This window comes from Dyella sp. 2HG41-7 (genome assembly GCF_021390675.1).
GTDB lineage: Bacteria > Pseudomonadota > Gammaproteobacteria > Xanthomonadales > Rhodanobacteraceae > Dyella_B.
This window is the reverse complement of sequence record NZ_JAJEJV010000004.1, coordinates 480462-507427: the sequence shown is the minus strand read 5'-3', so window position 1 is coordinate 507427 and position 26966 is coordinate 480462. Positions and strand designations below refer to the sequence as shown.

At 58.2% G+C, this 26966-nt stretch carries 18 protein-coding genes; 9 read left to right on the top strand and 9 right to left on the bottom strand.

Annotated elements, in window-relative coordinates:
- Window positions 1–70 precede the first annotated feature (70 nt).
- Window positions 71–427, bottom strand: coding sequence for a DUF1428 domain-containing protein (locus tag L0U79_RS03645; protein ID WP_233840528.1), 357 nt, complete (start codon window positions 425–427; stop codon window positions 71–73).
- A 57-nt stretch (window positions 428–484) separates the two neighbouring features.
- On the opposite strand from L0U79_RS03645, the gene L0U79_RS03640 reads away from it, so the two are divergent.
- Window positions 485–736, top strand: a complete 252-nt coding sequence (locus L0U79_RS03640; RefSeq protein WP_233840527.1) for a hypothetical protein — start codon at window positions 485–487, stop codon at window positions 734–736.
- Here L0U79_RS03640 and L0U79_RS19200 read toward each other — a convergent pair.
- Window positions 733–9957 (bottom strand): autotransporter-associated beta strand repeat-containing protein, encoded by a 9225-nt coding sequence (locus L0U79_RS19200; RefSeq protein WP_345778414.1) that lies wholly within the window; start codon window positions 9955–9957, stop codon window positions 733–735. The two genes, L0U79_RS03640 and L0U79_RS19200, sit on opposite strands and share 4 nt — an antisense overlap.
- Window positions 9958–10588: 631 nt before the next feature.
- On the opposite strand from L0U79_RS19200, the gene L0U79_RS03605 reads away from it, so the two are divergent.
- The 3 genes from L0U79_RS03605 to L0U79_RS03595 all read left to right on the top strand — a co-directional run bounded on the left by L0U79_RS03605 (window position 10589) and on the right by L0U79_RS03595 (window position 12855).
- A complete protein-coding gene (locus tag L0U79_RS03605; RefSeq protein ID WP_233840526.1) occupies window positions 10589–10966 on the top strand; it encodes a DUF2946 domain-containing protein in 378 nt (125 codons plus the stop codon).
- Between the two features lie 184 nt (window positions 10967–11150).
- Entirely contained in the window at window positions 11151–12242 is a 1092-nt protein-coding gene (locus L0U79_RS03600) for a transporter (RefSeq protein ID WP_233840525.1), read from the top strand.
- A 61-nt stretch (window positions 12243–12303) separates the two neighbouring features.
- Entirely contained in the window at window positions 12304–12855 is a 552-nt protein-coding gene (locus L0U79_RS03595) for a TlpA disulfide reductase family protein (protein WP_233840524.1), read from the top strand.
- A gap of 397 nt (window positions 12856–13252) precedes the next feature.
- Here the strand turns inward: L0U79_RS03595 and L0U79_RS03590 are convergent, their stop codons facing one another.
- Window positions 13253–15385 (bottom strand): Z1 domain-containing protein, encoded by a 2133-nt coding sequence (locus L0U79_RS03590; RefSeq protein WP_233840523.1) that lies wholly within the window; start codon window positions 15383–15385, stop codon window positions 13253–13255.
- A gap of 649 nt (window positions 15386–16034) precedes the next feature.
- On the opposite strand from L0U79_RS03590, the gene L0U79_RS03585 reads away from it, so the two are divergent.
- The 5 genes from L0U79_RS03585 (at window position 16035) to L0U79_RS03570 (ending at window position 19795) form a co-directional block, all read left to right on the top strand.
- On the top strand, window positions 16035–17255 hold the full coding sequence (locus L0U79_RS03585) for a DNA cytosine methyltransferase (protein ID WP_233840522.1): 1221 nt from the start codon (window positions 16035–16037) through the stop codon (window positions 17253–17255).
- Between the two features lie 73 nt (window positions 17256–17328).
- A complete protein-coding gene (locus L0U79_RS03580; protein WP_233840521.1) occupies window positions 17329–18102 on the top strand; it encodes an Eco29kI family restriction endonuclease in 774 nt (257 codons plus the stop codon).
- Entirely contained in the window at window positions 18099–18509 is a 411-nt protein-coding gene (locus tag L0U79_RS03575) for a very short patch repair endonuclease (RefSeq protein WP_255682358.1), read from the top strand. Before L0U79_RS03580 ends, L0U79_RS03575 begins: the two co-directional genes overlap by 4 nt.
- Window positions 18510–18831: 322 nt before the next feature.
- A complete protein-coding gene (locus L0U79_RS19290; RefSeq protein WP_345778413.1) occupies window positions 18832–19137 on the top strand; it encodes a DUF3761 domain-containing protein in 306 nt (101 codons plus the stop codon).
- 88 nt (window positions 19138–19225) lie between these two features.
- Window positions 19226–19795: a GIY-YIG nuclease family protein gene (locus L0U79_RS03570; protein ID WP_233840519.1), complete on the top strand. Its 570-nt coding sequence runs from the start codon at window positions 19226–19228 to the stop codon at window positions 19793–19795.
- Window positions 19796–19850: 55 nt separating this feature from the next.
- Here the strand turns inward: L0U79_RS03570 and L0U79_RS03565 are convergent, their stop codons facing one another.
- The 6 genes from L0U79_RS03565 to L0U79_RS03540 all read right to left on the bottom strand — a co-directional run bounded on the left by L0U79_RS03565 (window position 19851) and on the right by L0U79_RS03540 (window position 26935).
- The gene (locus L0U79_RS03565) at window positions 19851–20294 is read right to left on the bottom strand and encodes a hypothetical protein (protein ID WP_233840518.1); all 444 of its coding nucleotides are present in this window, start codon (window positions 20292–20294) and stop codon (window positions 19851–19853) included.
- A 191-nt stretch (window positions 20295–20485) separates the two neighbouring features.
- Complete coding sequence (locus L0U79_RS03560; protein ID WP_233840517.1) at window positions 20486–20791, bottom strand: hypothetical protein; 306 nt, start codon at window positions 20789–20791, stop codon at window positions 20486–20488.
- A 574-nt stretch (window positions 20792–21365) separates the two neighbouring features.
- A complete protein-coding gene (locus L0U79_RS03555) occupies window positions 21366–23111 on the bottom strand; it encodes an insecticidal delta-endotoxin Cry8Ea1 family protein (RefSeq protein ID WP_233840516.1) in 1746 nt (581 codons plus the stop codon).
- Between the two features lie 492 nt (window positions 23112–23603).
- Window positions 23604–24518, bottom strand: coding sequence for a hypothetical protein (locus tag L0U79_RS03550; RefSeq protein WP_233840515.1), 915 nt, complete (start codon window positions 24516–24518; stop codon window positions 23604–23606).
- Window positions 24519–24637: 119 nt separating this feature from the next.
- Window positions 24638–25546, bottom strand: coding sequence for a hypothetical protein (locus tag L0U79_RS03545; protein WP_233840514.1), 909 nt, complete (start codon window positions 25544–25546; stop codon window positions 24638–24640).
- 360 nt (window positions 25547–25906) lie between these two features.
- Window positions 25907–26935, bottom strand: coding sequence for a hypothetical protein (locus L0U79_RS03540; protein WP_233840513.1), 1029 nt, complete (start codon window positions 26933–26935; stop codon window positions 25907–25909).
- Window positions 26936–26966 lie beyond the last annotated feature (31 nt).

Sequence of the window (26966 nt, the reverse complement as noted above, 5' to 3'; positions counted from 1 at the left end):
GCAAAATCTCGGAAACAGAGGTCGGCGTGCTTTTCCCATTCGGAAAAGCACACCGCCCTCTTATTCTTCCCTAACCCGGCAGGCTGACCACCGGTGCGAAGCCGCCGTAGATCATGCGTTTGCCATCGAAGGGCATGTTGTTGGCGGCGTCCATGCGCGGATCTTTCATGACTTTGTCCATACCCGCATCGCGGGTGGCTTTGTCGGGCCATTCGATCCAGGAGAACACCACCGATTCGTCCTCCTTCGCCTGCACGGCGCGGCGGAAATCGGTGAGCTTGCCATCGGGCACGTTGTCACCCCAGCACTCCATCACTCGAATGGCGCCGAACTCAATGAAAATGTGATCGAACTTACCGGCGAATCCGATGAATTTCTCGCGGTTGGCATGGGGTACGGCGAGCACGAAACCATCGATGTAGGACATGGCAATTTCCTCAGCGGGAAGAGGCGGCCGACATGGCCGCCTTTATGCATGTGACGAATGAGCGTGCGCGAGATCGACACAGGACGCTCTTCGACCGATCGCCGCAAGCATGCGACTAGCGGATTCATTTTTGAAGTGAAGGCTCGCTTCACAGCGGTGCGCCCTATCAAGCGGTTGCCCGCCGATCTTGATCGCGACCTTGCTTTTGCGTTTGTCTTGGACGGCCAAACGAGGCGAGATCGCGCATGTCGTGCGTTCAACGGCCTCGACACATCGTGTGTCGAGGCCGTTGTCTTGCTTGTTGCTTAGAACGTTTTCGTAAAGCCCACGCTCAACGCGTTGTCGTTGAGATGGCTGGAGAACTGTCCCTGGTAATCCAGGTAAAGGCTCCACGAAGCGCCTGCTTGCGCGTTGATGCGCGCGCCAACCGTAGCGACGCCACGACCCACGCGATCGCCCGGCAACATAAACACCGTGCCGTCCTGGCTGGTGGCTTGCACCACCGGCATGTTGTTGCTGCGCGTGTCGTAGCGATAACCCACGTCGAACTGCGGCAGATAGCTGATGCCTTGCGCCGTGAACGCATGCGAGAACTGCACGCGCGCATAGGGCTGCAACACGTTGTACGTGGTGTGTGCACCCTGCAGCGAGAACTCGTCGGCCAACGGATTGTTGCTCGGCACCGTCTCGCCAAAGGCGTTCAACGTCTGGTGCTCGTACAACGCACCCACCGCCGGTGTCACCTGCCACTGCGCCATCGTCATCGGCCACGCAGCCTGCACGGCAGCAGACATCGCATCGCCGTCCGGACGCGTGACGCCGTGACCGATGCCGGTCTGGCGATAGATGCTGTAGCTGCTGTGCGTGCCGTCGAGCATGCCCGACAACACCGTGGGGCCGACATTCGCGTAGGCATAGACGCCGCCGTGCACGCTGTCGATGGTGCCGTTGCCGCCGTTGCGATCGCTGCCGTTGATGCGGTTGTAGCCCGCTTCGATACCCACGTGCGCGGTGTCGGTCACGCCGTGATCGAAGCCGCCCTGCAGCCCGAACGAAGTGCTGTTCAAACCGTTGCTGCCCGTGAGCGAATCGCTGCCGCCGCTGTACTGCATCCACAGATCGCTGTGGCACGCGGACGCGACGGTGTTGGTGTGCGATGCACCTGCGCTGCCGTTGCAACCCATATCGCCGTTGCGCAGCGTCGCATCGAGCACCGTGGACAACACCTGCTGACCGACCAGATCCTGGCTGCGCATCAGGTTGGCATACAAGCTGCCGTCCTGCGGCGCGACCACGGTTGTAGCCGGCGGTGTCACCGGCGTCGTACTCGCGGCAGCGAGAGTGAGCTGCGCTTGGCTCGTGTTGTAAGAGAGCGTCGGATTCAACGCCGTCGGTACGGAGCCTGTCGACGTCATCGCGGCGAATTGACCGGTTACCTGTTTCGCCTGCACCAGCGTGTACGTCGTATTCGCGTAGGTGCCGGGCGCGTAGATGATGTTCACCGTGCCCGCCAAGCTGGCGTTGCCGTACACGTTCAATTCCGACGCTTGCGTGGGAGTCACGTCGACCTGCAACGTGGCGTCCGCATTTTGCGTGTAGTTGCCGACGATGGTAAGCACGCCGACCGATCCGCCCGGCCACACCGTGCCATCGCTGGTCACGTTGCCGATGATGGTGCCGTGGCCGCGCAAGGTGCCGCCCGCGTTCACCGTCACGTCGTTCTGGACGGTTGCGTTGGTGTGCGAGCTGTCGCCCACTTCCAGCGTACCGGCTTGCACCGTCGTGCCGCCCGCGTAGGTGTTCGCGCCGTTGAGGATCAGGATGCCGCTGCCGCTCTGCGTCAAGCTGCCGCTGCCGGTAATCGCAGAGGCGTAGGTCACCGCATTGGCGTTGGCGATCTGCAACATGCCGCCCGTGATGGTGGTGGCGCCGGTGTAGCTGTTGTCGCCCGTAAGCGTCAGCGTGCCATTGCCGATCTTGGTCAGCGAACCGTTGCCGCTGATCACGCCGCCGAAGGTACCGTTGGTCGACTGATTGAACGTCACATCGGCGCTGCCGTTGCTCGCCGGCGCGAACGTGACATTGCCGACGATGCTGGTGCTATTGCCGACCAGCGTGCCGCTGCTGATCGTCCAGTTCTGGTTCGCATTGCCGGCGCCCGACAAGGTCCATGTGCTGGTGCCGATCTTGGCGAACTGCGTGAAACCTTGAATGGCGGCGCCTGCGCCGACCTTACTGAGGTCGAACGTTGCGTTGGTGCTGCCGCCGAGCGCGAACGTATCGCCGCCGTTGGTGTTGCCGCTGGTGCTGACGACATTGCCGGTGAACGCGTAGCCCGCTTCGACGATCAACATGTTGCCGCCGCCGCTCAAATCCACCGCATCGGCTTGCGCGCCGGTGGCGCTCAAACCACCGGCGATAAGGCCGGCGTTGATGATCGTCGAGCCGCCGGTCGACACCACGCCCGCGCCACCTGCGCCGCCGATGCCGGCGACACCGCTGCCGCCAGCCGACACATAGCCCTTCGGACCGGCAGCGCCGCCGTTGCCACCGAGAATCGTGCCGGTGCTGGTGTTGGTAACCGACATGCCCGAACCGCTGATGCCTGCGCCGCCCGCGCCGCCGTTACCACCGTTGCCGGCAGTTCCTGCGGCGTAATTCGACGATCCGCCCGTGCCACCTGCGCCGCCCAAGCCCCCGGTGATCACGCTGCTGTTGGTGACCGTAAAGCCCGCGCCACTCACACCGGCCGCACCCGCACCACCGACGCCGCCGTTACCGCCGGTCGCGCCGCTGGCCGTGCTCGATACATAACCACCGTATCCGCCGATACCGCCCGCACCGCCCTTGCCACCGACAATCGTGCCGTTGTTGGCGAGGATCGTCCCCGCCATCAGATTGGCGCCCGCGCCACCTTCACCACCGACGCCACCCGCGCTGCCAGCCGTGGCAGTCGTTTGTCCGTTGACGTCGCCGTTGCCCATGCCGCCGCTGCCGCCACGACCGCCGTAACCACCGGCAATGACACCACCGCTGACGTTGCTCAGGTTGAGACTGCCGTTGCTGACGACGCCCGCACCACCGTTACCGCCAGCGCCACCTGCACCACCGGGAACACTCCAACTGGATAGCGAACCACCGTTGCCGCCATGGCCGCCGACGAACGTGCCGCTGTTGGAGACGTTGCCCGCGCCGGCGACGAGCGCCGCGCCGCCATCACCGCCCGCGCCACCGACGCCTGCGGATACGAAGGTCGAAGGAACGGGAATGTTCAGCGGAACAAAGTCGCCGCCCGCACCGCCGCTGCCGCCGCCGATAGCGCCCGCGTTGCTGGCGTTTCCGAAACCGCTACCGAACACCGCGCCGTTACCGCCGTTGCCACCCACGCCGCCGTTGCTGGCATAAGTGGTCGAGCCATTGATGGTGAAACCCATCGCCGCACCAGCGCCGCCGGTGCCGCCGCCGATATAAGCACCGACCTGGTTGGTCAGGCCGCCGGCCATATCCACGCCATCGCCGCCCGCGCCGCCTGCGCCGGCGATTGCCTGCAAACTGCCCGTGGTCGAGCCAGGCGCAAAGACGAGCGCCGATCCAAAGGTGGGATAGAACGAACCCGCACCGCCGTTGCCGGCGAAGATGCTGCCGGTGTTGGTAAGCGACGTGTCGGTACCCAGGCTCGCGCCCGCGCCACCGTTACCACCGTTGCCGCCGATCGCGCTGAAACTGCCGTACGAAGCGGCGTTCGTCGGCACGATCACAGCGGCGGCGCCGCCCATCGAACCGTTGCCGCCCTGGATCGAACCACCGTTGGTCACCGAACCGAAGTCACCGACACTGATGCCCGCACCGCCGGTCGCGCCGTTGTTACTGGTAAAGCGATAGGAGCTTCCCGCCGGAGCCGACGGATTGCCGTCGAAAACAGCGGATTGGCTATAGCCGCCGGCGCCACCGGAAATCGAGCCGCTTGCGTTGTTGATCAGCATGCTGCTATCGCCAAGCGCCACACCGGCGCCACCCGCACCACCGACGCCGCTCGCCGTCAAACCGAAGGTCTGACTGGTAAAGCCGCCCCTGCCGCCGACGCCACCTGTAATAAAGCCGCTGTTCGTCACTGTGACGCTGCCAGCGCCGCCATCGACGCCGATGCCGCCTGCGCCGCCGGCGCCGGCACCGGCGGGAGCGTTCGCGTTGTAACCGCCCGCGCCACCGTTGCCACCGAAGCCACCCAGCGCGATGCCATTGCCACCATTGGTGAAGTGTGTGTCGCTGGCCATCGTGACGCCGGCGCCGCCGGCACCGCCATCGGTGCCGTTGCTGGTGGTGGCGCCCACGCCAGCCGTGCCGTCGGCGCCAACGATCAGGACGGAACCGGTGCCCGCACCAATGACCAGATTGCCGCCGCTGATCGTCGCGCCGTTGATGATCTGCGTGTTATTGCCGTTCAACACCAACGTGCCGAGGTCGGTCTTAGTGAGGCCGTCGCTCGACACCACCGCGTTGTTGAACGTAGCCGTCCAACCCGCACTCGCGCTGCTGCCATCGCCGACGTTGATGATCGGCGCATTGCCGCCGCTGCCGACCAGCGTGAGCGTGTCACCGGTCACGACATAACCGTCGCTCGCAAACTGCATGCCGGTGGCTTGCACCGCACCGGCGCTGTCATCCACAAGCACCGTGCCCGCCGCGCCGCCGAAAATGCCGAAGCCCGGCTGCGGTTGCATCACCGAGGTGACATCGCCATTTGCATCGGTCCACGTCTGCGACGTCGCCGACCACGTGCCGCTGCCGCCACCCATTTGCGTGGCGCTGGCTTGGCCGTTCGCATTCCAGAAATTCAGCGTGTAACCGGTCGTGTCGAGCAGATTGATCTGCTTGCTGCCGGTGAGATTCTGGATCGCCAGCACTTCACCCGATGGCGTGGTGCCGAGGCTGATGCCGCCGTTGGTTTCGGTCAGCGTGCCGCCGTAAGTGAAGAGGTTATAGATGCCCGGCCCCATATTGCCGGCGCTGGTGACATTGAGCGTGGCGCCATCCAATTCCAGATTGCCGGTGACGCTAACGCTGCTACTGCTGCCCATGGTTTGGAAGTTCGCGCCCGGCGCACCGAACGTTTCGTTCAACTGGCTGCCTTGCTCGGCAATCATGTTGCCGACCGTCATCGTTCCGGTCGGCGCAAGCGACGCGCCGGAAGCCAGATCGACCGTGCCACCAATCGAACCCAGGCCGCCGAGGCTCGCCCCGCTATCCACATTCACGTTGCCAGCGATCGAACCGCCCGACGTAAGCAGCAATGCACCCGATTGCACCGTCGTATCGCCGGTGTACGTATTGACGCCACCCAAGGTCAACGTGCCCGTGCCTTGCTTGATCAGCGAACCGCCCGTACCACCCGCGATGCCGCCATCGGTGATCGCGCCATCGAACTCGGTGTTGTTCGCCGTGCCGACCGTGAGCGCATTGCTACCCAACGCGACCGTGCCGGCGCCGGACAGATCGCTGATCGTCGCGCCGCCATTGGTCAAACCGGAAATATCGAAGCTGCCGTTATTGACGATAACCGCCCGCGACGACGCAATGCTGCCCGAACCCGACAACGCCAACGTGCCGTTGTTGATCGTGGTGTCGCCGGTGTATGCGTTCGCGCCGGTGAGATCGAGCGTGCCGCTGCCTTGCTTGATCAACCCGCCGCCGATGCCTGCATTGCCATCGGTGATCACGCCATCGAACTCGGTGTTGTTCGCCGTGCCGACGGCAAGCGTATTGCCTGCCAACGCAACCGTGCCCGTGCCGGACAGATCGCCGATGGTCGAGACGAGATTTGTCGCACCGGAAATATCGAACGTGCCGCCATTGAGAATCACGCCGCTCGACGCAGCGATGCTTCCCGAGCCCGTCAACTGCAGCGTGCCGCCGTTGATCGTGGTGCTGCCGGTGTACGTGTTCACGCCCGTGAGATCGAGCGTGCCGCTGCCTTGCTTGATCAACGCACCGCCGGTGCCGCCAGCGATGCCGCCGTCGGTGATCGCGCCATCGAACTCGGTGTTGTTTGCCGTGCCAACGGTGAGCGCATTGCCGCCCAACGCAACCGTGCCCGCGCCGGACAGATCGCCAATCGTCGTACCGCCATGGGTCAAACCGGAAATATCGAAGCTGGCGTCATTGACGATCACGCCGCTCGACGACGCGATGCTTCCCGCGCCCGACAACTGCAACGTGCCGTTGTTGATCGTGGTGCTGCCGGTGTACGTGTTCGCACCGGTGAGATCGAGCGTGCCGAGGCGGTTCTTGATCAGCGCGCCACCCGCGCCGCCAGCGATGCCGCCGTCGACGATCGTGCCGTCGAACTCAGCGTTGTAAGCCGCGTCGATGGAGAGTGCATTGCCGCCCAAAGCGACCGTGCCAGCACCGGACAAATTACCGATGGTCGTGCCGCCATTCGTCAGGCCGGAAATATCGAAGGTACCGCCGCTACCGACATCGACGCCGCTCGACGACGCGATGCTTCCCGCGCCCGACAACTGCAGCGTGCCGCTGTAGATCGTGGTGCCTCCGGTATACGTGTTCACGCCAGTGAGATCGAGCGTGCCGCTGCCCTGCTTATTCAGCGAACCGCCGCTGCCATTGAAGATGCCGCCGTCGGTGATCGCGCCATCGAACTCAGTGCTGTTCGCGGTGCCGAGCGAAAGCGCAACGCCGCCCAAGGCCACCGTGCCCGCACCAGACAGATCGCGGATGGTCGCGGCGCCTGTGGAAACGGCGGAAATATCGAAGATGCCGCCGCTGCCGACATCGACGCCGCTCGACGAACCAATGCCGCTCGCGCCCGCCAACATCAACCTGCCGCCGCTGATGTTGGTGGCGCCGGTGTAATACTCGTAATTGTTGAACGTGGTGTAGCCGGCAAGCACATCCACCGTGCCGTTGCCGAGGATCGTCGGCGCAAAGGTATACGTCAGACTGGTGTGATTGAAGACCAGCGTGCCCGTACCATTACCGAAGTCCACCGAATTGGTGTTCAGCGTACCGGGCGCAGCCGCAGCGCTGCCTGCCGCAGCACCGATGTTGACCGTGCCAACGGAACCGACGTCCGCGGCGATCCCGAAACTGTTGACGCCCGTCGCCACGCCGCCGTTGGCGACCGTCAAGCTACCGTTGCCGCCGTGATTGCCCACCACAAAGTTCGCCGAACTGACGCTTGAACCGCTGTCGGTAATCTGCACGGAACCCGTGGACCCCGCGCCATCGGCGATGGAAAAGAAACTGGAAGCGTCGACCTTGCCGCCCGTGGATACGCTCAGCGCACCGGTGCCCAATTGGCCGATATTGATAAAGCTGCTGCTGTTGAGTTGCGCGCCGGTGGAGACGTTCACCGTGCCGTTGTCGCCGGCATTCTGGCCGACGTTCAATTGGCCGTTGCTGACGACGGTCGCACCGTTGCTGACCGTCAGCGTACCGGTGCCGTTGTCGCCGATCATCATCGGCGTACCGCTGCCGCCGGAGGCGGTGATGTTCGAGCCCGATCCGTCGACCAACGCCGTGCCGTTGTCGCTGAAGGTGGAAAGGTTGGAAAACGCGCCGCCGGACTTCAGCGACAACGTGCCGCCGTTAACCGTCATCGAACCGGTGTACGAGTTATTGGCGCTGGTAACGATCTGATTGCCGCCATCGAATGCGACGCCGCCGGAGCCGAGGATCGAACCGGTGAACGTATCGCTGGCATTCGTAAGCGTGAGCGTTTGCGTGCCAAGGTTGACGACGCCGCTACCGCCCAGCGATTGAATGGTCGCGCCGCTGGTGTTGATATTGAACGTGCCGTTGTCGATGACATCGCTCGAATGAGCGATGCTGTTATTGCTGGTCAGCGCCAGCGTGCTGCCCGCATTGATCGTGGTAACGCCGGTATACGTATTGGCGCCCGCCAGCGTCACTATGCCGCCGCCCGATGTCGTCAGCCCACCCGCGCCGCCGATGCTGCCGGCTTCCGTCAACATCGTGGCGACATCGGGGGCGAGAGTGCCGCCGCCGGCGCCCAGCGACATCGTGCGATTGGTGGTCAACGTCGTCGTGATCTCCAACGCGCCGCCGTTGAAACTCAACGAGCCCGCGCTGGCGCCGAGATTGCTGTCACTGGAAATCGCCAGCGTGCCGCCATCCAATTTCCATGAGGTGGTCGACGACGTGCTGCCCGTCAACGTCCAGGTGCTGCTGCCTAGCTTTTCGAAGTTGGCGAAATTTTGGTACTTCCCACCGATCTGCCCCACGTTGAACGTAGCGGTGGTGCCGTTGCCGCCCAACTGGAACGTATCGTTGCCGCCGGACACGGCGACCACGGTGCCGTTGATCTGCCCGCCAGCTTCCAGCTCCAACGTATTCGTGCCGCCGGTGAAAACAATGGCGCTGGCCACAGTGCTTCCGTTGCCCGCCAAGCCGCCGCTGATCGTGCCGCTATTGACGACAGTGAGGTTGCTACCCGTGATGCCGACGCCGCCGGCCGCAGAGCCACTGGCCGCGTTGCCGCCGCGGATCGTGCCGCTGTTGACGATCGTGAGAATGCTGCCGGCAGCGGTGCTGATACCTGCGCCACCGGCGCCGCCTGCACCGCTCGTGCCGAGCAAACTGTATCCGGCCCCGGCATTACCACCCGCACCGCCGTTGCCGCCGGTGATCGCTCCGCTGTTGTTCAAGACACCCACGAAGTTGCTACCGAACAGCATGCCCGCGCCGCCATCGCCGCCCGAACCGCCATTGCCGCCTGCATATGCCCCCGATCCGCCCGCACCGCCCGCACCACCCACGCCGCCAGTGAAGTTACCGGCCGAGTTGATCGTGCCCGGCGCGCCTGCGCCATAGCCGGTAACCAGCATGCCGGCGCCACCTTGGCCACCGCCACCGCCACCGCCATAGCCCGCGCCTGCGCCGCCAGCGCCACCCGCGCCACCGGTGGGCGAAGCCCCTGCGGCCGCCGTCACGGGGAAAGCGCCGCTCATCGCCGCCCAAACCGCAGCCGAGCCAGCAGCACCACCGCCGCCGCCGCCATATCCTGTGGCCGCGCCGCCCGCGCCTCCGGTTCCGCCGCCGAACGCAAAAGTGGGGACGGCCCCCGACGAGATTTCCAAGAACGCAGCGCTGCCGGTTCCGCCAGCTGCCCCGAAGCCGCCCTGCCCTCCGCTTCCTCCAACCGGCGTCGTGAACGGGCTGGCTCCGCCGCCGCCACCGCCGCCCGCCTGATATCCGCCCACAATACCGGCAAAGCCTGTTGCGCCCGTTGGCGCGGTGGCGCTGCCGCCCGCACCGCCCGGAACCGAGGGGGCGCCGCCGGAACTACCGCCGTGACCGCCATCGGCATGCGCGTCGATCGATATCAACGGCAGCGAAAGACCCAGCGCAAGCGCCATGGCCAACGGCTTGAGTCGATGGGGGCGTGCAGGACCGCTGTTGGCCATGTGCCCGTTCGAAGCGCGCACCAGCTCGGACGCAACCTGGACAGCGCCCAGCGCGCAATTCCAAACCAAACGGTAAATACGATTCACGGTGAAACTCCCTGTTTAATGTCAATGCGGATGTCGAGTGGCGATCGCCGCGCGCGCTGGGCTAATGCCGCGCATGCATCGATCGAAAAGGCGTTACGCCGCGATCAACGCGGCGCTCAATGCAGACGAAGCGGGATTCGTGAAACGAGGGGAACGCTGTGCGCGGCGTGGCATCGAAATCGCCGGCAGACATTCGGCCGCCGCCCTGCGCGGTCGCGCGCGTGCAGCGCGCGACAAAGCGCACGGGCGTTGGTGCCGCGCGCAACGGCGCGAAAGCGGATGGTTCCGCTTACACAAGGCACAAACGGGCTTAGCCCAGGCCCAAACAGGCCTAGGGTGAAGTGAGACGGACGATTCATGGTTCCCCTGTGCACAGCCGTTTTGGGTCTGCGGCTGCGTTAAATTGCTTTCGTTACGTGATCCAGTTAACAGTTATTTGGGCTTCGATAATGCTAGCCGCGCCGGATCGACCGGGACATGTCTGGACGTCTCACGTCTGGAACGCAGGTGCATGACCGCGCGCGTCACCCAGGCATCGACCAAGGCGACACTCTGTCGCGTGAGCCTTATCCGCTGCTGTGCGACAATGCCTGGAGCCTGCTCCAGGCTTGTCCGAATTGGGATCACTCGCGTGTTCAAACGCGCCGCACATCGTCGATTAGTCGCATGGCTGGGCATTGCCGCCATGCTGCTGGTCGTAGTGATGCCGCTGGTGTCCCGCTCGATGCCCAACCATGTCGGCATGGACATGGAGATGGGCTGCCATATGGGCATGATGCATGGCGCGCATCACCACATGCCGTGCAGCCCGCAAGATCCGGACGATCCCACCGCGCATTGCGGCTATTGCACGCTGCTCACGCACACGCCCGTCGCCGCGTTCGATGTACCCGTCGTAACGGTAGCCGCGCTGCTTCCGGCGCTATCGCCGCAAACCACCACACCACAAAGCGCACCCACCACGCCGTGGTTGAGCGCGCGTCCACGCGGACCACCGCGCATCGTTTGACCCGCGACCCGGCAGCACGCATGGCGCATCGCCAGGCGTGTCTGTCGCCAAGGAATGATCCCCATCGAGCATGACGCAACCAAGGCGCCGCGGCGTTTTGGCGGTGTTGCTTGGTGAGGATCTGTCATCGATCACCTCGTGTGCGCGCCGACCCCGGGCGCGGCCACGCATGGAATGCATGCTTATGTCATCGACACATCGTTACGCGCTTTTTCGAAACACGTTCGGCAAACCGTTCACCGCCGTTGCCGGCTTGTTGGCGTTGAGCGCCCTTCCCCAAGCCGCGCTCGCGTGCGCCACGTGCGGGTGCACGCTCAGCACGGATGCCGCCACCGGCTATTCCACCGCATCGGGTTGGCGCATCAATATCGATTACACCTATATCGACCAAAACCAATTACGTTCCGGCAGCCGCAAAGTGTCGCCGCAACAAGTGGTGAATCAACCGTCCGATCCGTCGCTCAACGGCGGCGAAATCGAAAAGAACACCACCAATCGCTATATCAATGTCGCCGCCACGTACCGCTTCGACGCGGATTGGGGCGTCACGTTCGCCGTGCCTTACGTCTTGCGCGACCACACCACCTACGGCGTGCAAACGCAGCCGTACACCGCAGCGGAAACCGCGCCAGATCAAATCAGCAGCGCGCACGTCGCCGGCATCGGCGATGCAAAAATTCTGGGGAGTTACCAAGGTTTTCTGCCCACGCACAATCTCGGCGTGCAATTCGGCGTCAAGCTGCCGACCGGCAATGACGGCGGACAATCCGAAGACGGCAACCTCGTCGGACATCCGGTGACATTCCGCACCGGCCCGAATCTCGGTCAATCCTTGGATAGCAGTTTGCAAGCCGGCACCGGCAGCACCGATTTGATCGCCGGCGCTTACTACTACCAACCGGTAAGCCAAAATTTCGATGCGTTCGTCAACGGACAATTCCAAGCCGCCATCCACGAAAACCTCAACACTCCCGGCGCCGATTTCCGACCCGGAAACTTAAGCACCATCAGCGTCGGCTTGCGTTACGAAGCGCACGCCAACTGGGTGCCGCAACTGCAGATCAACTGGCTGCACAAATCCGCCGACCAAGGCGCACTCGCCGACCGGCCCGATACCGAAGGCACCGTCGCGTATTTAAGCCCCGGCATCAGCGGAAGCCTAAGCAAAAACTTGCAAGCCTACGCCTTTGTGCAAATGCCGATTTACAGCCATCTACAAGGCTACCAACTGTTTCCCGGCTGGACGGGGACCGTTGGCATCAGCATGAAACTCTGACCCACATCGACAGAAAACAGGTTGTCGTGCACGCGCGACAACCCATCAAGAGAACACCGCAATGCCAACCCAGTTTCGTCGACTCCTAAAAACCAGCCTGCAACTCACCTGCGCCATCCTCATCAGCAGCGCACTCCTGCGCCCCGCACACGCCAACGACCTAGTCGTCGGTGCCACAGCCCCACCCATCACCCTCACCACCCTCGACGGCAAAAAAATCAGCCTGCACGACCTGCACGGCAAAGTCGTGATCGTTACCTTCTGGGCAACATGGTGCGGACCCTGCCGAGAAGAATTGCCGCTGCTCTCGCGCTACGCGCAAGAGCACGCGAAAGATGGGTTAGTGGTGTTGGGCTTTAGCCTTGATGACGGCGATCAACTGGATCAGGTGCGGCAGATCGCGAAAGGCCTGAGTTTTCCCGTGGGATTGCTTGGCGATCCGCATGTGCCTGGCTATGGGCGGATTTGGCATTTGCCGGTGAGTTTTACAGTGGATCGAGATGGGAAGCTTGTTGATAACGGATGGGATGATAAGCAGCCTGTTTGGACGGCTGAGCGGTTGACGCAAGTGGTGACACCGCTGCTGGAGCAGGGGCGTGAGGGTGGTTACTGAAAACGCGAAAGACATGAGGGGCGATACGATCAAGCATCGAGCCAACTGTTGTTCAATCCTATTCGATTATTCGACGGTATCTTCAGACAGCAAAACGGCTTTACAAAGCAAAGAGGGATAGGAGTGCATTTCTTATTTGTGAAAGCACTCCGCACTCCTTCCGCAGCGAATGACGGGACATAGTCCGAGCCGAAAGGACCCATCGAAACACGTTTCTCTTGGGTCTAGATTCGAGCCCTGGTGAGCTACCGTTGCTAAAAAGCGGACTCATTTAGGGTACTGAGCAAAACGCCTAATTCTTTAATTTCGGGATCATTCTTACGACCGCCCCTGCCCCCACATATTTCACTAGAATCAACAACACGTGAAAATTAAAGCGGTTCATCGGCACTATTTTTCAAGTTGCCACCTTCGTAGCGAATATGCACGAATTGGATTGAGGTGGGCTAGCAAGCATTGGCCACCAAAATGGACCCGCTTTCCACTCTAGGTCCGGACCACCATCCTGTTTCAAAAGCACAATTGCAGGAGCGGTGCGTGTAGGCTCGCGAACGATTGAACGGAGTTCAGCTGTACCTAAAATTGAGAGGCCAGATCGATCACCGGATGCAGATTTGGACAACCGGCGACCAGTTTCCGCAAGAAGCAATACATGCCCTCCAGCCGAGTCAGCGTAGTACTTGAGCAACCCTTTCATAGCGCCCCAATCGAATTCGGGCTCGCTGTCTGAGACAAGGGACTTGGCAATGAGATCCAACAAATCAAGTGCTTGGTTCAAAGTGATCTGAACAAATTTTTTTGTTCCAACGCAATCATCTGGAATTGAAGCGTCAATGACCTTCATTACCCTTCGGAGGCCCCCACTTGCGATGGTGTCGAAATCGGTCGGAAGGTACATATCGTTCGGGCGAACCGCCACGACATCGCTGAGCGATATTTTGCTTGGGGCGCACGGTATGACGCCACCTCTCGCATCGCTTTGAATGAACACAACGCCACTGTCATGCGCGCCAGTCTCGAATGCCTCTCGAAGGGCTGTCTCCAGTGCGTGTATTTGACTAAGCCGTGCGAACACCCCGCGAGATGTATAGAACCTAGTCACGGCTAAATCAGCCTTTGGGCGAGCCCCATACATGCGTGAGTGCTGAAGAACGGTATCAGCCTGCATTCGCTTGGGATTGCGTCCGTAGTAGAAAGACAAGAGGTTGGGCACTGTAATACCTCTGTCGAGAATACTCCCACCTATAAATAGGTTTGCCTTTGTCCTCAACTTAAGTTCGGCAGTTTCGGAGTCGAGCAGTGGTTCCAATTGGACGTCCGAGTTCACGCGCTGAACGTTGAGCTCACCATCAGCGATCAATGCGCAGACATCTTGATAGCATTCATTTGCACGAGGTAAATGACCGCGATCGGCTAAGACTGACCTTTGAAGGTCTGCATAGGCTTCATCAAAGACTTGTCGCAGCCTTTGATCACCTTTTTCGGCCGCCTCCTCAAATGCCAAAATAAGCTTCTGAACCGTTTCCCATTGCCAGGTATGCGCCGCACGTTGAGTGTCGTTGTGAATGATCATTGCGTACTTTTGCAAGGATTGCTCAAGTTCCTTTTGTTGTCGCCGCCGAATGGCCACTGCCAAAAGGAACGTCACCAAGCTTCGGCGCAGTACCTTTATGTTGTCGCTTGTCCAAAGCCGATCGTCCCTGATAGCCCGACCGTCGTTCGAGCGAAGTGCATCGTGCTCACGATCATCGACTGGAACATAGAGATAGTGTCGGGGATCATCTACACCATGCCCGCCAAAGTAGGCATCGCCTCCCACATAAGCATCATGAATTGGAAGAAGTTCAGTGAATGCTGGTCGCTTTGGATAGAAGATTCCCTTCGCGTGTGGAGCGCGCTCGTAATCCTCTGGCTGAAGGTAGAGTGCATAAGGGGTTGCGGTCACCTGAAGAAACGAGATTCGACCTAAGGTTCGACGCAGGTTGTCCATTTGATTGGCGATTGTCCCTTGATCGAAGTCCTGTTCACCCTTCTTCTTCGAAAATCGAACACTGGCCATATCGGCTTCATCGTCAACTAGCAACACGCGCCGTTCTTTGAGACTGGGGTACTTATCATCAAAGAGAGCTTGGATACGCGTCATATTCTGTGCCTGTTTTTTGGCAACAATGACTATTTTTCGACGAAGCTCCGCCTTGGTAAGAGGCTCCGGGGCTGACATGATGTCAAAGAGCACGAGTTCGTCGTTGTCAATAAATTCCTTAAAGTCCCTTCCAATTCGTTTGACAGTTTGACTCGCGAGCGTTTTCGTTCCCTTGGTTAAAACGATCGCGATATCGAAATCACGATCAAACGCACGTGCAATCACTCCTAAAAACGCCCGCGTTTTGCCGGATTGGATCTTTCCGAGAAGCATGCCTGGCTTTTTCGGATCATCGGCATGGTCGAGCTGATCGACAATGTTCTCAATGCAATTCTGGATATCCTCGTCATCTTGACGACGCTCCCGAAGTCGTGAATAGAAACCCATGTTGTCTCCTTGTCAGACGAACTTCTTGTTCCATGATGTATGTCGAGTCGTTCATGATCCTATACGGTGGTCTTGAAACTTATGACACCAATTGAGCAATCATCATTTGCTGTTCCACACCTGATTTCGCAATAGAGGCACTATTGCGACTACGCGACTCCAATCAATTGAGAGCGCCGTCATCAGACGATACGGTGCTTGCAGAACATGCGTCTCAACACCCCTCGCCGACTAGACTCGAGGGTTAAAAGCATTGGAGCCTGACGTTATAAGTCTTGCTCTGATTGCTATGCGCTTCCTTGCTTACATGAGGCCTCGTGCGTTAGAAAACTTAGCTAGATCCACCTCGAACAAGCCAAGCCCTAAGTCATAGCTGAAACTTGCCGCAGCATCCAAGGTCCTGAATAGCCGAGCCCCGCCGCGCTGAGCCTCAAGAACCTCCTCTCCCAAGCCGACCCGCGCACACAAAATGTACCCGCCCGAAGTCGCCCGAAAGGCCACACGGGTGACCGCCCCTGCAGCAATCAATTGGCGAAGTACTGGAGTGTTCATTTCCGCCTATTTGATATATCAAAATTCTATTTTTGATATTTTCTTTTAAGTTGATTGATGTATGCTAGCAGCACTTACGAAGCTGCATTCGGCTCATATGGCCAAGCCCAACTACAACTCAAACGTCATCTCGCTCCGCCGCGACGCGGCAACAAATAGTGTCGAGCTATTTTCGGGCTGCGGCGGCTTGGCGATGGGGCTATCAATTGCTGGATTCCGTCATGAGTTGCTGGTGGAGTGGGACGAGCATGCTGCGAATACTGTGGCTCACAATCGACAGCGACGTGCGAAACACGTAAGAGACTGGCCATACATAAAGCAAGATGTACGGGCGGTTGATTGGACTCAGTACAAAGATAAGGTCCATGTTGTAGCGGGAGGCCCGCCTTGCCAGCCATTCTCCGTTGGCGGCAAAGCTAATGGCGACAAAGATGCACGTGATATGTGGCCGGAAGCTATTCGAGCAGTCCGTGAGATTGAACCCGAGTTCTTTGTATTTGAAAATGTTCGCGGATTGTTGCGGCCTGCATTTGCAGATTACGTGACTTGGATTACGGCTTATTTAGCAAACCCTTCGATCTTACGAAAACCAGGTGAAGAGCACTTAGTTCACCTTGGACGTCTACAGCGCCAAGCAAATAAAGCTCCGTACGTCGTGCGCATCCTTCCAGTGAACGCAGCAGACTACGGCGCTCCGCAAAAGCGTCATCGCGTCTTAATCATAGGGGTTCGCAAGGACCGCGAATCGCTGCCTGAACTTCCAAAGCCAACCCACAGCCAAGACCGACTCGTCTGGGACAAATGGATCAGCGGGGTGTACTGGGAACGTCATGGACTTCCAAGGCCAAGTGAGGATTGCATTCCTCCTCATGAGGCTCGCATCGCGACTAAACTAAATAAGCACAATCGCCCACCAAGTGAGAATGCGTGGGTAACTTGCCGTGACGCCTTCGTGGGCCTTGGTGAGCCAAGCTTAAGACACGACATTCCTAACCATAAATTTCAGCCAGGTGCCCGCGTCTACCCCGGGCATACGGGAAGCCCCATTGATGAGCCAGCCAAGGCTTTGAAGGCTGGTGTCCATGGCGTCCCTGGCGGGGAAAACATGCTTGCACGGGAAGATGATTCGGTTCGATATTTTAGTATCCGCGAAGCCGCGCGATTGCAGGGATTTGACGATAAATATCAATTTCCTGGCTCGTGGACCGAATCCATGCGACAGCTGGGGAACGCCGTCCCGGTGCAACTGGCGAGCGCCGTTGGCACATGGCTATCGAAGACCATGGAGAATCGCAAGAGAATTCAGCGCGTGGCGTAGGGAATTCAGAACGTGGCCTAGGGAAATTTTCGCGTACGTTCGTTAATATGCTCTTTTGCCACCTGGATGAGCCATGGGCTCATATTTTGAGTTCGAGCTGGACCTAACAGAAGCACTCCGCGAGCGCCTGCCCACCGAGTTCGATCGCCTGCAAGGTGCTCCTTTAACCTTAGAAAACGTTGTGAAGGTGCCTCAGACGCAGGGCGTATATATGCTGCTCGAGCGTGGTATCCCAATGTACATCGGCAAGACAGACGCCGCCCACGGGTTCCAAGACCGTATTCGACGCCATTGGTACACCCTTTCAGCACGCCACAACATCGATCTTGCGAACGTTTGGTTCAAGGCGGTGCGTGTAATGGTGTTTACCACTGTCAATGTGGAAAGCATCCTTATTGAACAGTACATCGGCGCCAATCCAATGGCTTGGCAAAACTCAGGATTCGGTTCAAATGATCCAGGGCACAACCGCGAGTTTCAGCAGCCCTCTAAGTTTGACATCGACTACCCGATTAATCTGCAAATTCCCATCGACTTCGTGCAACCCGGAACACGACCGGTTCTCGACGTGCTTTTAAATCTTAAGCACTATCTGCCATATGACCTACGCTTTGAAACCGACGTGGCGTCAAGCAGGAAGAACGTACATTTCACCAAAGGTCATATAGACCAGCGCCTGACGATGATTGACGTTCCCCAACGTAGCTTTACTGTGCGAGAACTTCTTCAGCTCTTGATCAATGCGCTGCCAGACGGTTGGGTAGCTACTGTACTTCCAGGTCGCGTTATTCTCTATAAGGAACCGACCACCTACCGTCATCAAGTAGAACAGCTCACTAAGTCTTGAACCCAGATCGACTCACACCGGAAGAACGTAGCGAACGCATGTCGCGAATACGAGGGCGGCATACCAAGCCAGAGCTCATCGTTCGCAAGCTGCTGTCTGGCATGGGCTTTCGTTATCGACTTCATCACACCAAACTTCCAGGCCGCCCCGATATCGTGTTCCCAGGCCGCCAGAAAGTGATTTTTGTTCATGGCTGCTTCTGGCATCAACACAGTTGTGGTCGCTATAAGCAGCCGAAGACTAGGCCCGAGTTCTGGGTGCCGAAATTGATCAGCAACGTGCGAAGGGACCATCGCAATCAACGAGAGATCAACCGCTTGGGATGGAAGTACAGAGTGGTCTGGGAATGCGAGCTAAAGAATCCAACCAAGGTTGCGCGAAGACTGCGGTCGTTCCTTGCCGACTAAAGTAATTTATTAGCGGCGCAACCTAAGGAAAAAGTCAGAGTGCTTTAAAGATAGAAGGAAAACACGGAAAAACACTGGACAAAGCTCACTTTCCTGAAAGCTCATTCAACCTCATTTTTCGTTCTTGTCTATCGAGTTCTCAAAGCTCAATATGAGCGAGAAGTTAGATTCCAGGGCTTAGCTAAAGTAGACAAAGTGTCGCGTCAAAACAGTCACAATGGTCTTTTTTTACGAGCGAAGTAATCCGATCGCATTCGCAACAATAAGTTTGGCAAATCCTTTGCTTAGTCCCCTTTGATACGGAACGCATCAGGGGACTTCTATGGCATGGATTTATTTGTTTTTAGCGCTTGCACTTGGACTTAGCAATTCTGCATTTGCTCAAGAAGCGCAGCCAACTCAGCCGCAGCAGTCGACGCAAAGCGTCACAAATAGCTCAACTCGGTTAATTGAGCGAGGCAGTTATGTAAATAAGGACGGTGTAGTTGTTCACCGCCCAGCGCATACCGAATCCGGTGCCGCGCCAGCGGGCGCTTCTGCGCAATGCCGAGATGGCAGTTATAGCTTCAGCCTTCATCATCGCGGCACGTGTTCGCATCATGGCGGCGTCGCGAAGTGGCTGAATTGAAGATGCGCACGCTCACTGTTAGTCGCCACGAATTCAATCGGGTTTACATCGGCCATCGCGCAGTGGAACGTGCCGTGGGGGACGTGCCATGAATCCTTACTATATTTACGCGCTTAAGGACCCTCGACGTACGCCCGCTACTCCGTTCTACATCGGAAAGGGTACGGGGGTTCGTGCCTGGGAACATACGATCAATGTTGATCGAACCCGCAAAGGCGAACGCATCGCTCAAATCATTTCTGACGGATTTGAGGTCATAACAACGGTACTTGCAGAGGATTTGACGGAGGCTCAGGCGCTGAAGCTCGAAGCTGAGCTTATTTCGGCATTTGGCACAGAAACTTCCGGTGGCATACTCACTAACTCTGTAATTCCATCAGGTTCCGTTAGCAAGACTCGCAAAGGCCTAGTAATACCGTCTGGTGTCGTAGAGAAAGCTCAGGTTGGCCTCGAACTACTTAAGGATGCAATCTTTGAGCTCGCACAGGCGAATCCTGATGGAATCCTCAATTCGGATGCGGCGAAGGGGTTGGGACTTCAGAGTGATTATTTGGGTGGATCGAAAGACTACCTAACATGGAGCGTTCTCGGCCTTCTGATGAGAGAAGGAAAAATGAAGCGAGTTGAACAGCGCAGACATGTGTCTACTATCAAATGATCTGCAAGTTGCTACTGAATCCATTGTCAGCCGACTGCTTTTACAAAGGCGCAAATCACGGCGCCGGCGCCGGACCGAAGAAGCCTACGATGCGGCTGATGCGCCCGTCGGGAGCCATGTCGTAAATGTCGACGCCTTCGCCTAGTTGTTTGCCGTCGCTACTCAGGCGGAACCAGGTTACTCGCATGAAGTTGTGGTGCATTTGCGGAGTGCTGCAGCGGAAGGTATTGCCTGGGTAGTCTTGCTGGAATTTGGCGATGGTGTCGCTGAGGGCGGTGCGGCCGACGGCGTAGGTGGGTTCGGCGTCGGTGTAGATGCCGTCTTTTGCCCATACGCGTTCCAGCATTTGATCGCGGGTGGTGCGGTCGGTGGTGCTCCAGGCTGCGCAGTAGGTGGTGACGGCTTCTTGTGGGGTTATGTGTTGGTCTGTTGCGCGCGCGGGGGTTGCGGTGGTGGCGAGTGCGGCCGCCGCAATTAGGGGTGCGTGGAGGTTCGACATCGGCGTGTATCTCCCCATACATGGACGTCTGGGGGCGGAGGATAGGCCGGTGGTTTTGAAAGGGGAAGTGGATTGGGTTATTCGCTTTGAATATTTCACGCATATACCGATTGGCTGCGATTTGGATTATTCAAAGTGGCGCGCTCGTGCGATGGCATGAGTGCGCCGGCTTTTACTGTTCGCACTCAAAACTATTTATTGATGGTTTGATACATGTCGATCCAACCATCGCCGATTGACACAAAGCGCACATGCGCGACTTCGGCGCAGCCGGCGCTCATTTCCATGAGTGTTTCGACGGCTTTTAGCGCATGTGCTAGTGCGCGGTTGTCGACGTAGGGGGAAAGTTGCACGGCGTCGCGCATAACTTGAACGACGCCGTGGGCGTTTTCAATCAAAGTTTGTGCGTCGTCGAGCAGGCTGAGTGGATTTAAGACGGGGGCGGCGAAGTAGCTGGCGTTTAGGGTTAGCCAGGCGCCGGGGGCTTTTTCTTTCATGGGGAATCCTTTGCGCAGGGGAGCGGTGGCGCGGGGCGAATGCCGCGCACGCTTGGATCACGCCGCGTATTGCGCGCGGCGTGACGGGTTACAGGTAGGACCTGTCCGGCTTGTAGGAATCAGCTGCTTCCATTTCGTCGGAAACCCACTATGGCTCGACACCGTGCCGATGGCACGGAGGAGAAGTAGTTGGGGCTTTGCACCGCTGCGGGGGCGCGTGTGTGCGCGGGTGCTTTATGATCGAGCGTAACCATCGTTGACTTCTCGTGTAAGTTGGTGGTGGCCAGCGGATCGTTTGAGGTCGCAACTCCGACGATCCGCGCTACTTCTCTCATGTCGGGCGTGTCGCTTACATCTAACCGGATGGGCACGCCCGACTATCGAACCTTCGCATAAAGTGCGTGCTGCGATCTGTCGGCGGCGATTGATTGGATGTGTCGGTAATTCCTACGCGACGTATCCGAACGCGCATAAAAAATGGATCAGAGTGCTTTTCGATGACATGAAGAGCGCTCTGATCCATGGTTTGCATGTGACTTTGAAATTGCTGAGACGTTATGCGTCGCTTATGCGATTACGCATCGCGTTTTTCCAAAGACGCCCAGTAGTGCTTGCGATAGTCCTGCAACAAGTGGCGGTCTTTGTGATCGTCGATCGAGGCGACGGCGCGCTTTTTATCGGTGTCGGAACGCGTGACGCCGGTCAAATCGGCTTCGATATGCGCGAGTTCTTCGGCGGTTAGTTCGGACGGGCTGGTGACGTAGAGCATGGCGACCTGCCGGTGCGTCGGTGTCAGCGTGGGGTCTTTGAAACGGCAGGAGAACATCACGCTGCCGATGCTCGACCAATCGCCGTGGCCGCGATTGCTCCACAGCTTTTTGACGCGCGACGGGAAGCTCATATTCACCAACATGTGCCCGGCTGGCGCGGTCCAGGTTTCGGTTTTGTAATCGCGCATTTCGTAGCCGTAGGAATCGTTGTCGCCAAAGAGGTGCGCGCGTTTCCGATCGTTTTCCTGCACAAAATTCATTGCGCTGATCAGATAGCCACCCGTCCAGTCGCCGATCGTGACGCCAGTGCCAAAGTAATGTCCGACATGCACGTTGATTTCGACGACAGGTCCGCCGTACATCGGGGCGTTTACGTTGATACCAAAGACATTGGGAATCCTATTGGCTGGACCGCCAGCGACTTCCAACTCGATGTGGGACGGAAAGTCCCAATGATTGCGCTTTTGCCCATCGCGGTAGTAATTCATGGTGCGACAGGAAATGAACGTCAACGTTTGTCCCACGGGTGTCGCGGGCGGCGGAGGCACGAAGGGCACGGGGCTTAGCCCGCCACGCAAGCCGATTCGACTGTTGCCAAAATCACCCAGGAACGGTGCGCCATAGGGGCCGTACCACAGTTCGCGCGTTAGGGCCGTACGCGGACCACCCGCAGGCGGTTGCGTCGGATCCTGTTGGCTTTTCCACAGTTCGCGATAATCACGCACCTGCAAGGTGTACTGATTGTTTTTGGCATTGAATTCGCGCTGTCCGTACCACGCACCGGTGGCGATGCCGGCGTCATAGACAGGGAAAAATACATTCGGGCGAAGATCTTCGTACTCGCTGGCGCGTTTTGCGCGCTCGCTCTCGAATGCCGCCGACGCTTTCGGCATCGTTTTATCCACGTAGTCCTCGTAATTCTTGAGGGCGTTTTTCCAATAATCGTGGAACACGGCGATCACGCTGCTGTTGAGGCCATAAACGTCAGCCGCATTTTTGCGATTGATAAAATCCGCAAGAAAGGCCAAATGCAGATTCGCCGCGTGCACATAAAGCGGCAACACTTTCCAGCCCGTATCTTCGCTTGCGCCGGTAAAGCGGTGAATCAGCAGCGTGAATTGGTCATGGACGCCTGCAGCTTGGCCGGTAAGCACGGCCTGCAATCCCGGTAGGTCGGCACGCGGCGCCTTGCCATCGAGGCAATCCCTGATTTTTTTAACGGTGATCAGGTAATTGCCGATGATGTCGCGCAAACCGGCGATCGTTTGCCGCAACTCATTTTCGTAAAACGATTCGATCTTGTCGTCGATCAATTTGGCGACTTGATCTTTGATCTGATCCCACAGCGAGGGTTGATGGAGCGGCCAAAGCAAGCCGATCAACGCCGAAATCCAAGCGCCTGCGTAAGGGATTTTGGATAACCCCGTGCAGAGAATAACTTTGATGTCTTCTTCCAGATTCTGAAGCGGCTGCGTGTCGTCACGCGCGGTTTGAGACGCCGCGGATGGCAGTCCATTGGATTCATGATCGAGTTCCGTTGCGGTGTGCATGTTGATCCCCTTTGGGCAAAGTTGGGCGGAATGGCGTCGTCCTTCGCGTAAAGCGTGCCGCGCGTGCGCACCGTCCATCCGGAACGTGGTGCTCCAGACAATCGCTTAAGACGGGTGATCCAACGACAAAGGCACATCGTTAGTTGGCAGCGCGACGTTCATGCTTGCTTTTCCTTCCTTGGAAAGTCGCCATCTTCGTCCGCTGGGGCGAAATCACAATCCCAATAATCGGGGGGTCATGTCGTGACGGATTTCATCTGAGTTTCACAAATGGGGTGATATCGGCTTCAGCCGGCCCAATGGCGATGTCGTCGCAATGATTTGCAAGATAAGCGGCGGAGCCGCTATCACTGCGCACGAATATGCGGCCGAGACGAAAGGTGCTTAGAAAAACATATGGGCCAACGTGCGTTTCTTTTTTCGAGAACGCACGTCGGGCTCTGCCTCCCCACAGCTTATGGCTTGCAGAAGAGGAGCGGCGATGATTTGTTTTTAGTGCATCGCTTGAGACGTTGTCTGCACGCTTGGATGGACTCGCAAGCGCATCATGTTATTGGACTGCACTGCGGACGTAATAAGGTTGCCGCTGCCACCTGTTGAAACGCCGCTGGTGCCGTTGAGGGTGAACATGGCGCCGCTACCCGCTCCCGTCTCAAGGCAAGTGGGTCCAAAGCTGACATAGTTGCTGTTGCTATCGCCGTTGCCGAAGGTGACGAATACATTGCCGAATCTGTCGTTAGTGATGGCAGACATATTCGCGATCGGTGAAGCGCCGCTCACGTACCTGTAAGTAAAGTTGGATTTTTGAATCACGTAGACATTTGAGCTCTGATTGGTTCCGATAAAGAGGCAATTATCGTTGGCCGCCATATAGGTTTGGGCGCCAATACTGCCAGTGAGGTTCATGAGCCAAATGCCATAAAACCCGGGTCCTATCGTGACGGTGTCTGAGCTGAGTGTTATGACATCTGTTCTGCGATAAACGTCAAGCACCACATAGGTCCCGTCTGTGGCTGCTTGATCCACCACATAGACATCTCGGGTGACGGTTCCGGTGTTGTAATCGGTCGATTCGGGGCCTTCCATTACGGCGCCAATCTTTGCGAACGGCCCAATCTGTCCGAGGGCGTAGCACCCGTTGGTTCCGCATACGAACCAACTCAAATTAGAGTACGAGCCTGACATCTCGTATTGGGTGTAGAGAGCGAGGTGGTTTTCCAAAGGGGTCGGCGCAGGAATTGGGACAGTAATCGGAAGTGGAGGTGGCGGAAGAATGCCGATGGGATTGGCCAGCATGCTTAGGCCGGTGTTGGTCTTGAATGCCTGCGCAAACGTATTCGGCGCAGCGATGGCGGCGAGCAGAAAACTGCTGGCGATCAGCGCGCCCTTGATATTCAATGTGGACACTTCCGTTCCCCTTCGATGTGATCCCTGGTTGTTTCCTTGCGGCGCATAAGCGCCAGGCATGCAGTGAATCGTCTCCGCCCCCTTTCGATTTGCGCAAGAGGTGCGGGAGTGATTCGCTTTTAGTGAATCGCTTGCGGCGTTGCCTGAAGCTTTGGATGGATCTGCACACGTGTCGCCAAACTGGAAGGGATGGCGGATGAAACGATATTTCCGACACCACCCGTTGAAACGCCATTCGTGGCGTTGATCATAAATTCGCCGCCGCCACCGTCTCCGTCGCCATAGCACGAAGGCATGAGGGTTAAAAATCCGGAAGTACTGGGGCTGTATCCAGATGTCATCACCACAAAGCCGTTCCGGTCGGTTGTGATGGATGACATAGCCTCCGGTGGCGAGTCGCCACCTATTAATCTGATGCTGAGGTCAGATTTTCGGATGATCAACGTATGGGGGCCTTGATCGGTAGCGACAACGAGGCAATTGTCGTTGCCCACCATATACGTGTGGGCGCCGACGCCACCGGTGAGGCTCAGACTTACGGCATTGATGGGTGTTGTCGTGGTGCTATCGGAGCTGGATGTTACGACATCCTTTTTTTGGTAAACGAAAAGCATGACGCCCGTTCCGCCGTTGACAGCTTCATCCACGACATAAATATTCTGAGTTGCGATTCCACTGGCGTAGTCGTCGGACTCAGCGCCTGCGATTACTGCGCCGATCTTTCCGAATGGCCCCATGGTTCCAGAGGCATAGCAACCTGACGTTGTTTGGGTCGATCCGCATACAGACCAATTGAGCGTCGTGTATGAACCCGAAATGGAGTATTGGGTGTAGAGCTCACTATCCAACGGTGGTGTTGCAGGGACCGGAATCGGTGTTGGTGTTGGCGGAAATATTCCCAAGGGGCTGGTCGGCGCGATTGCGCCCGTGTTTGTTTTCAATCCCTGCGCAAAGGTATTCGGCGCGGTGATTGCGGCGAACAGAAAACTGCCGGCGATCAGCGCGCCCTTGGTGTTGAATGTGGACACTTCCCTTTCCCCTTTTGTGTAATCCCCAATGGCTTACTGAAACGCAACGACGCTGCCAAACTGTCCGTTTGGCTTGCTCACTAAAAGAAAATGGCCGGGCGATTTTTGGACCGCGCGGCGATGCGTTCTGAGCCCCCCTCCAAACGCCATTAATCCTACTTGGACCGCGGATTGCAAGGCCCCGATATATTGTCCGGGCCGGTTAATCCTGCCATGCGCGCATCTATTTGTTTTGTAAATTGAAATTTATAACGGCGATTCGGTGATTCGATCTGTAAAAGGTAAATGCATCGCAAATAAAAACGCCGAGGGGCGCAAACCCCTCGGCGTTTGGTTGTTTCTACGAATTGCTTGAAGCGATCAGTTCGATTCGGTGAACTGAATGTACGGCGCGGAGCCGCCAGCGGTGCTGCACGAACCCAGGTTCAAGTTATTGGTTTCGCCGGTGGTGCCGTCGTTGGCGAGGCAGCTCGGTGCATTGGTGCTGCCGTCGTTCACTTGCAGGTTGACGGTCACGGAGCTGCCGGTGTTGAAGGTAGCTGCCGAACCGCCGCCGTTGCCGACGATGTTGAATTCCGACTGGTTCCACACACCGGAAATGCCCAGCGTGGTGTCGGGTTCGCTCACCGCGTAAGCGGTGGTGCCATCGGTAAAGGTAACGGTGTCGTTGCCGCCAGCGTTGGCGACGCCAGCAAGCTTGAGGCTACCCAACTGCGAAGCCGGCACCAGCACGGAGTTCACCGCGGCGCTGTTCTTGTAGCAACCGTTGTACGAGCTGGTCTTGTACGACGACCAACCACCCGTACGCGGGCAACGCGAACGCGACGGAATAAACATCCAGTTCTGGATAAACACCTGCGCTACGCCGCCGACATAGCTCGACGAGTAGATGTACTGCTCCCACACCTGGCAGCTCGAATAACCGTAGCTTGCGCATTCGGCCGACGTGCCGTTGCCAAGGTTGGTGTTGAGCTGCAGCGTGTAGCTGTTGGCGGTGCCGCCATCGTTTTCGCTGGTGACGCCGGTCACGACCGGGAAGCTGCCGGTGGCGGACTTGGTGATACCCGAGGTCGCCGCGGCGTAGTCATTGCCGTTGCCTACGGTTTCGGCCGTGCTGAATTTTACATGCGGTTCGGAACGGTAGTTGGTGGTGCTGCATGCCATTTGTTCCCAGATAACGCTGGGATATTGCGCATGGAAGCAACCCGTGGTGGGCGGTGCCATTTGCTTCATGGTTTCGTGCCACGACTTCAACGCTTGGTTTTGCGCATCGGCGGCGATGTCGGATGCAGAAGCGGTAGCGGCGAGGAACGATCCCGCGCCAACAAGTGCTGCTACCGAAGCGATTTTTGCAATGCGACGAATGCCGAAGGTGTTCTTAGACTGCATTACATTCTCCCCAAGAGAAATTCAGGATTTA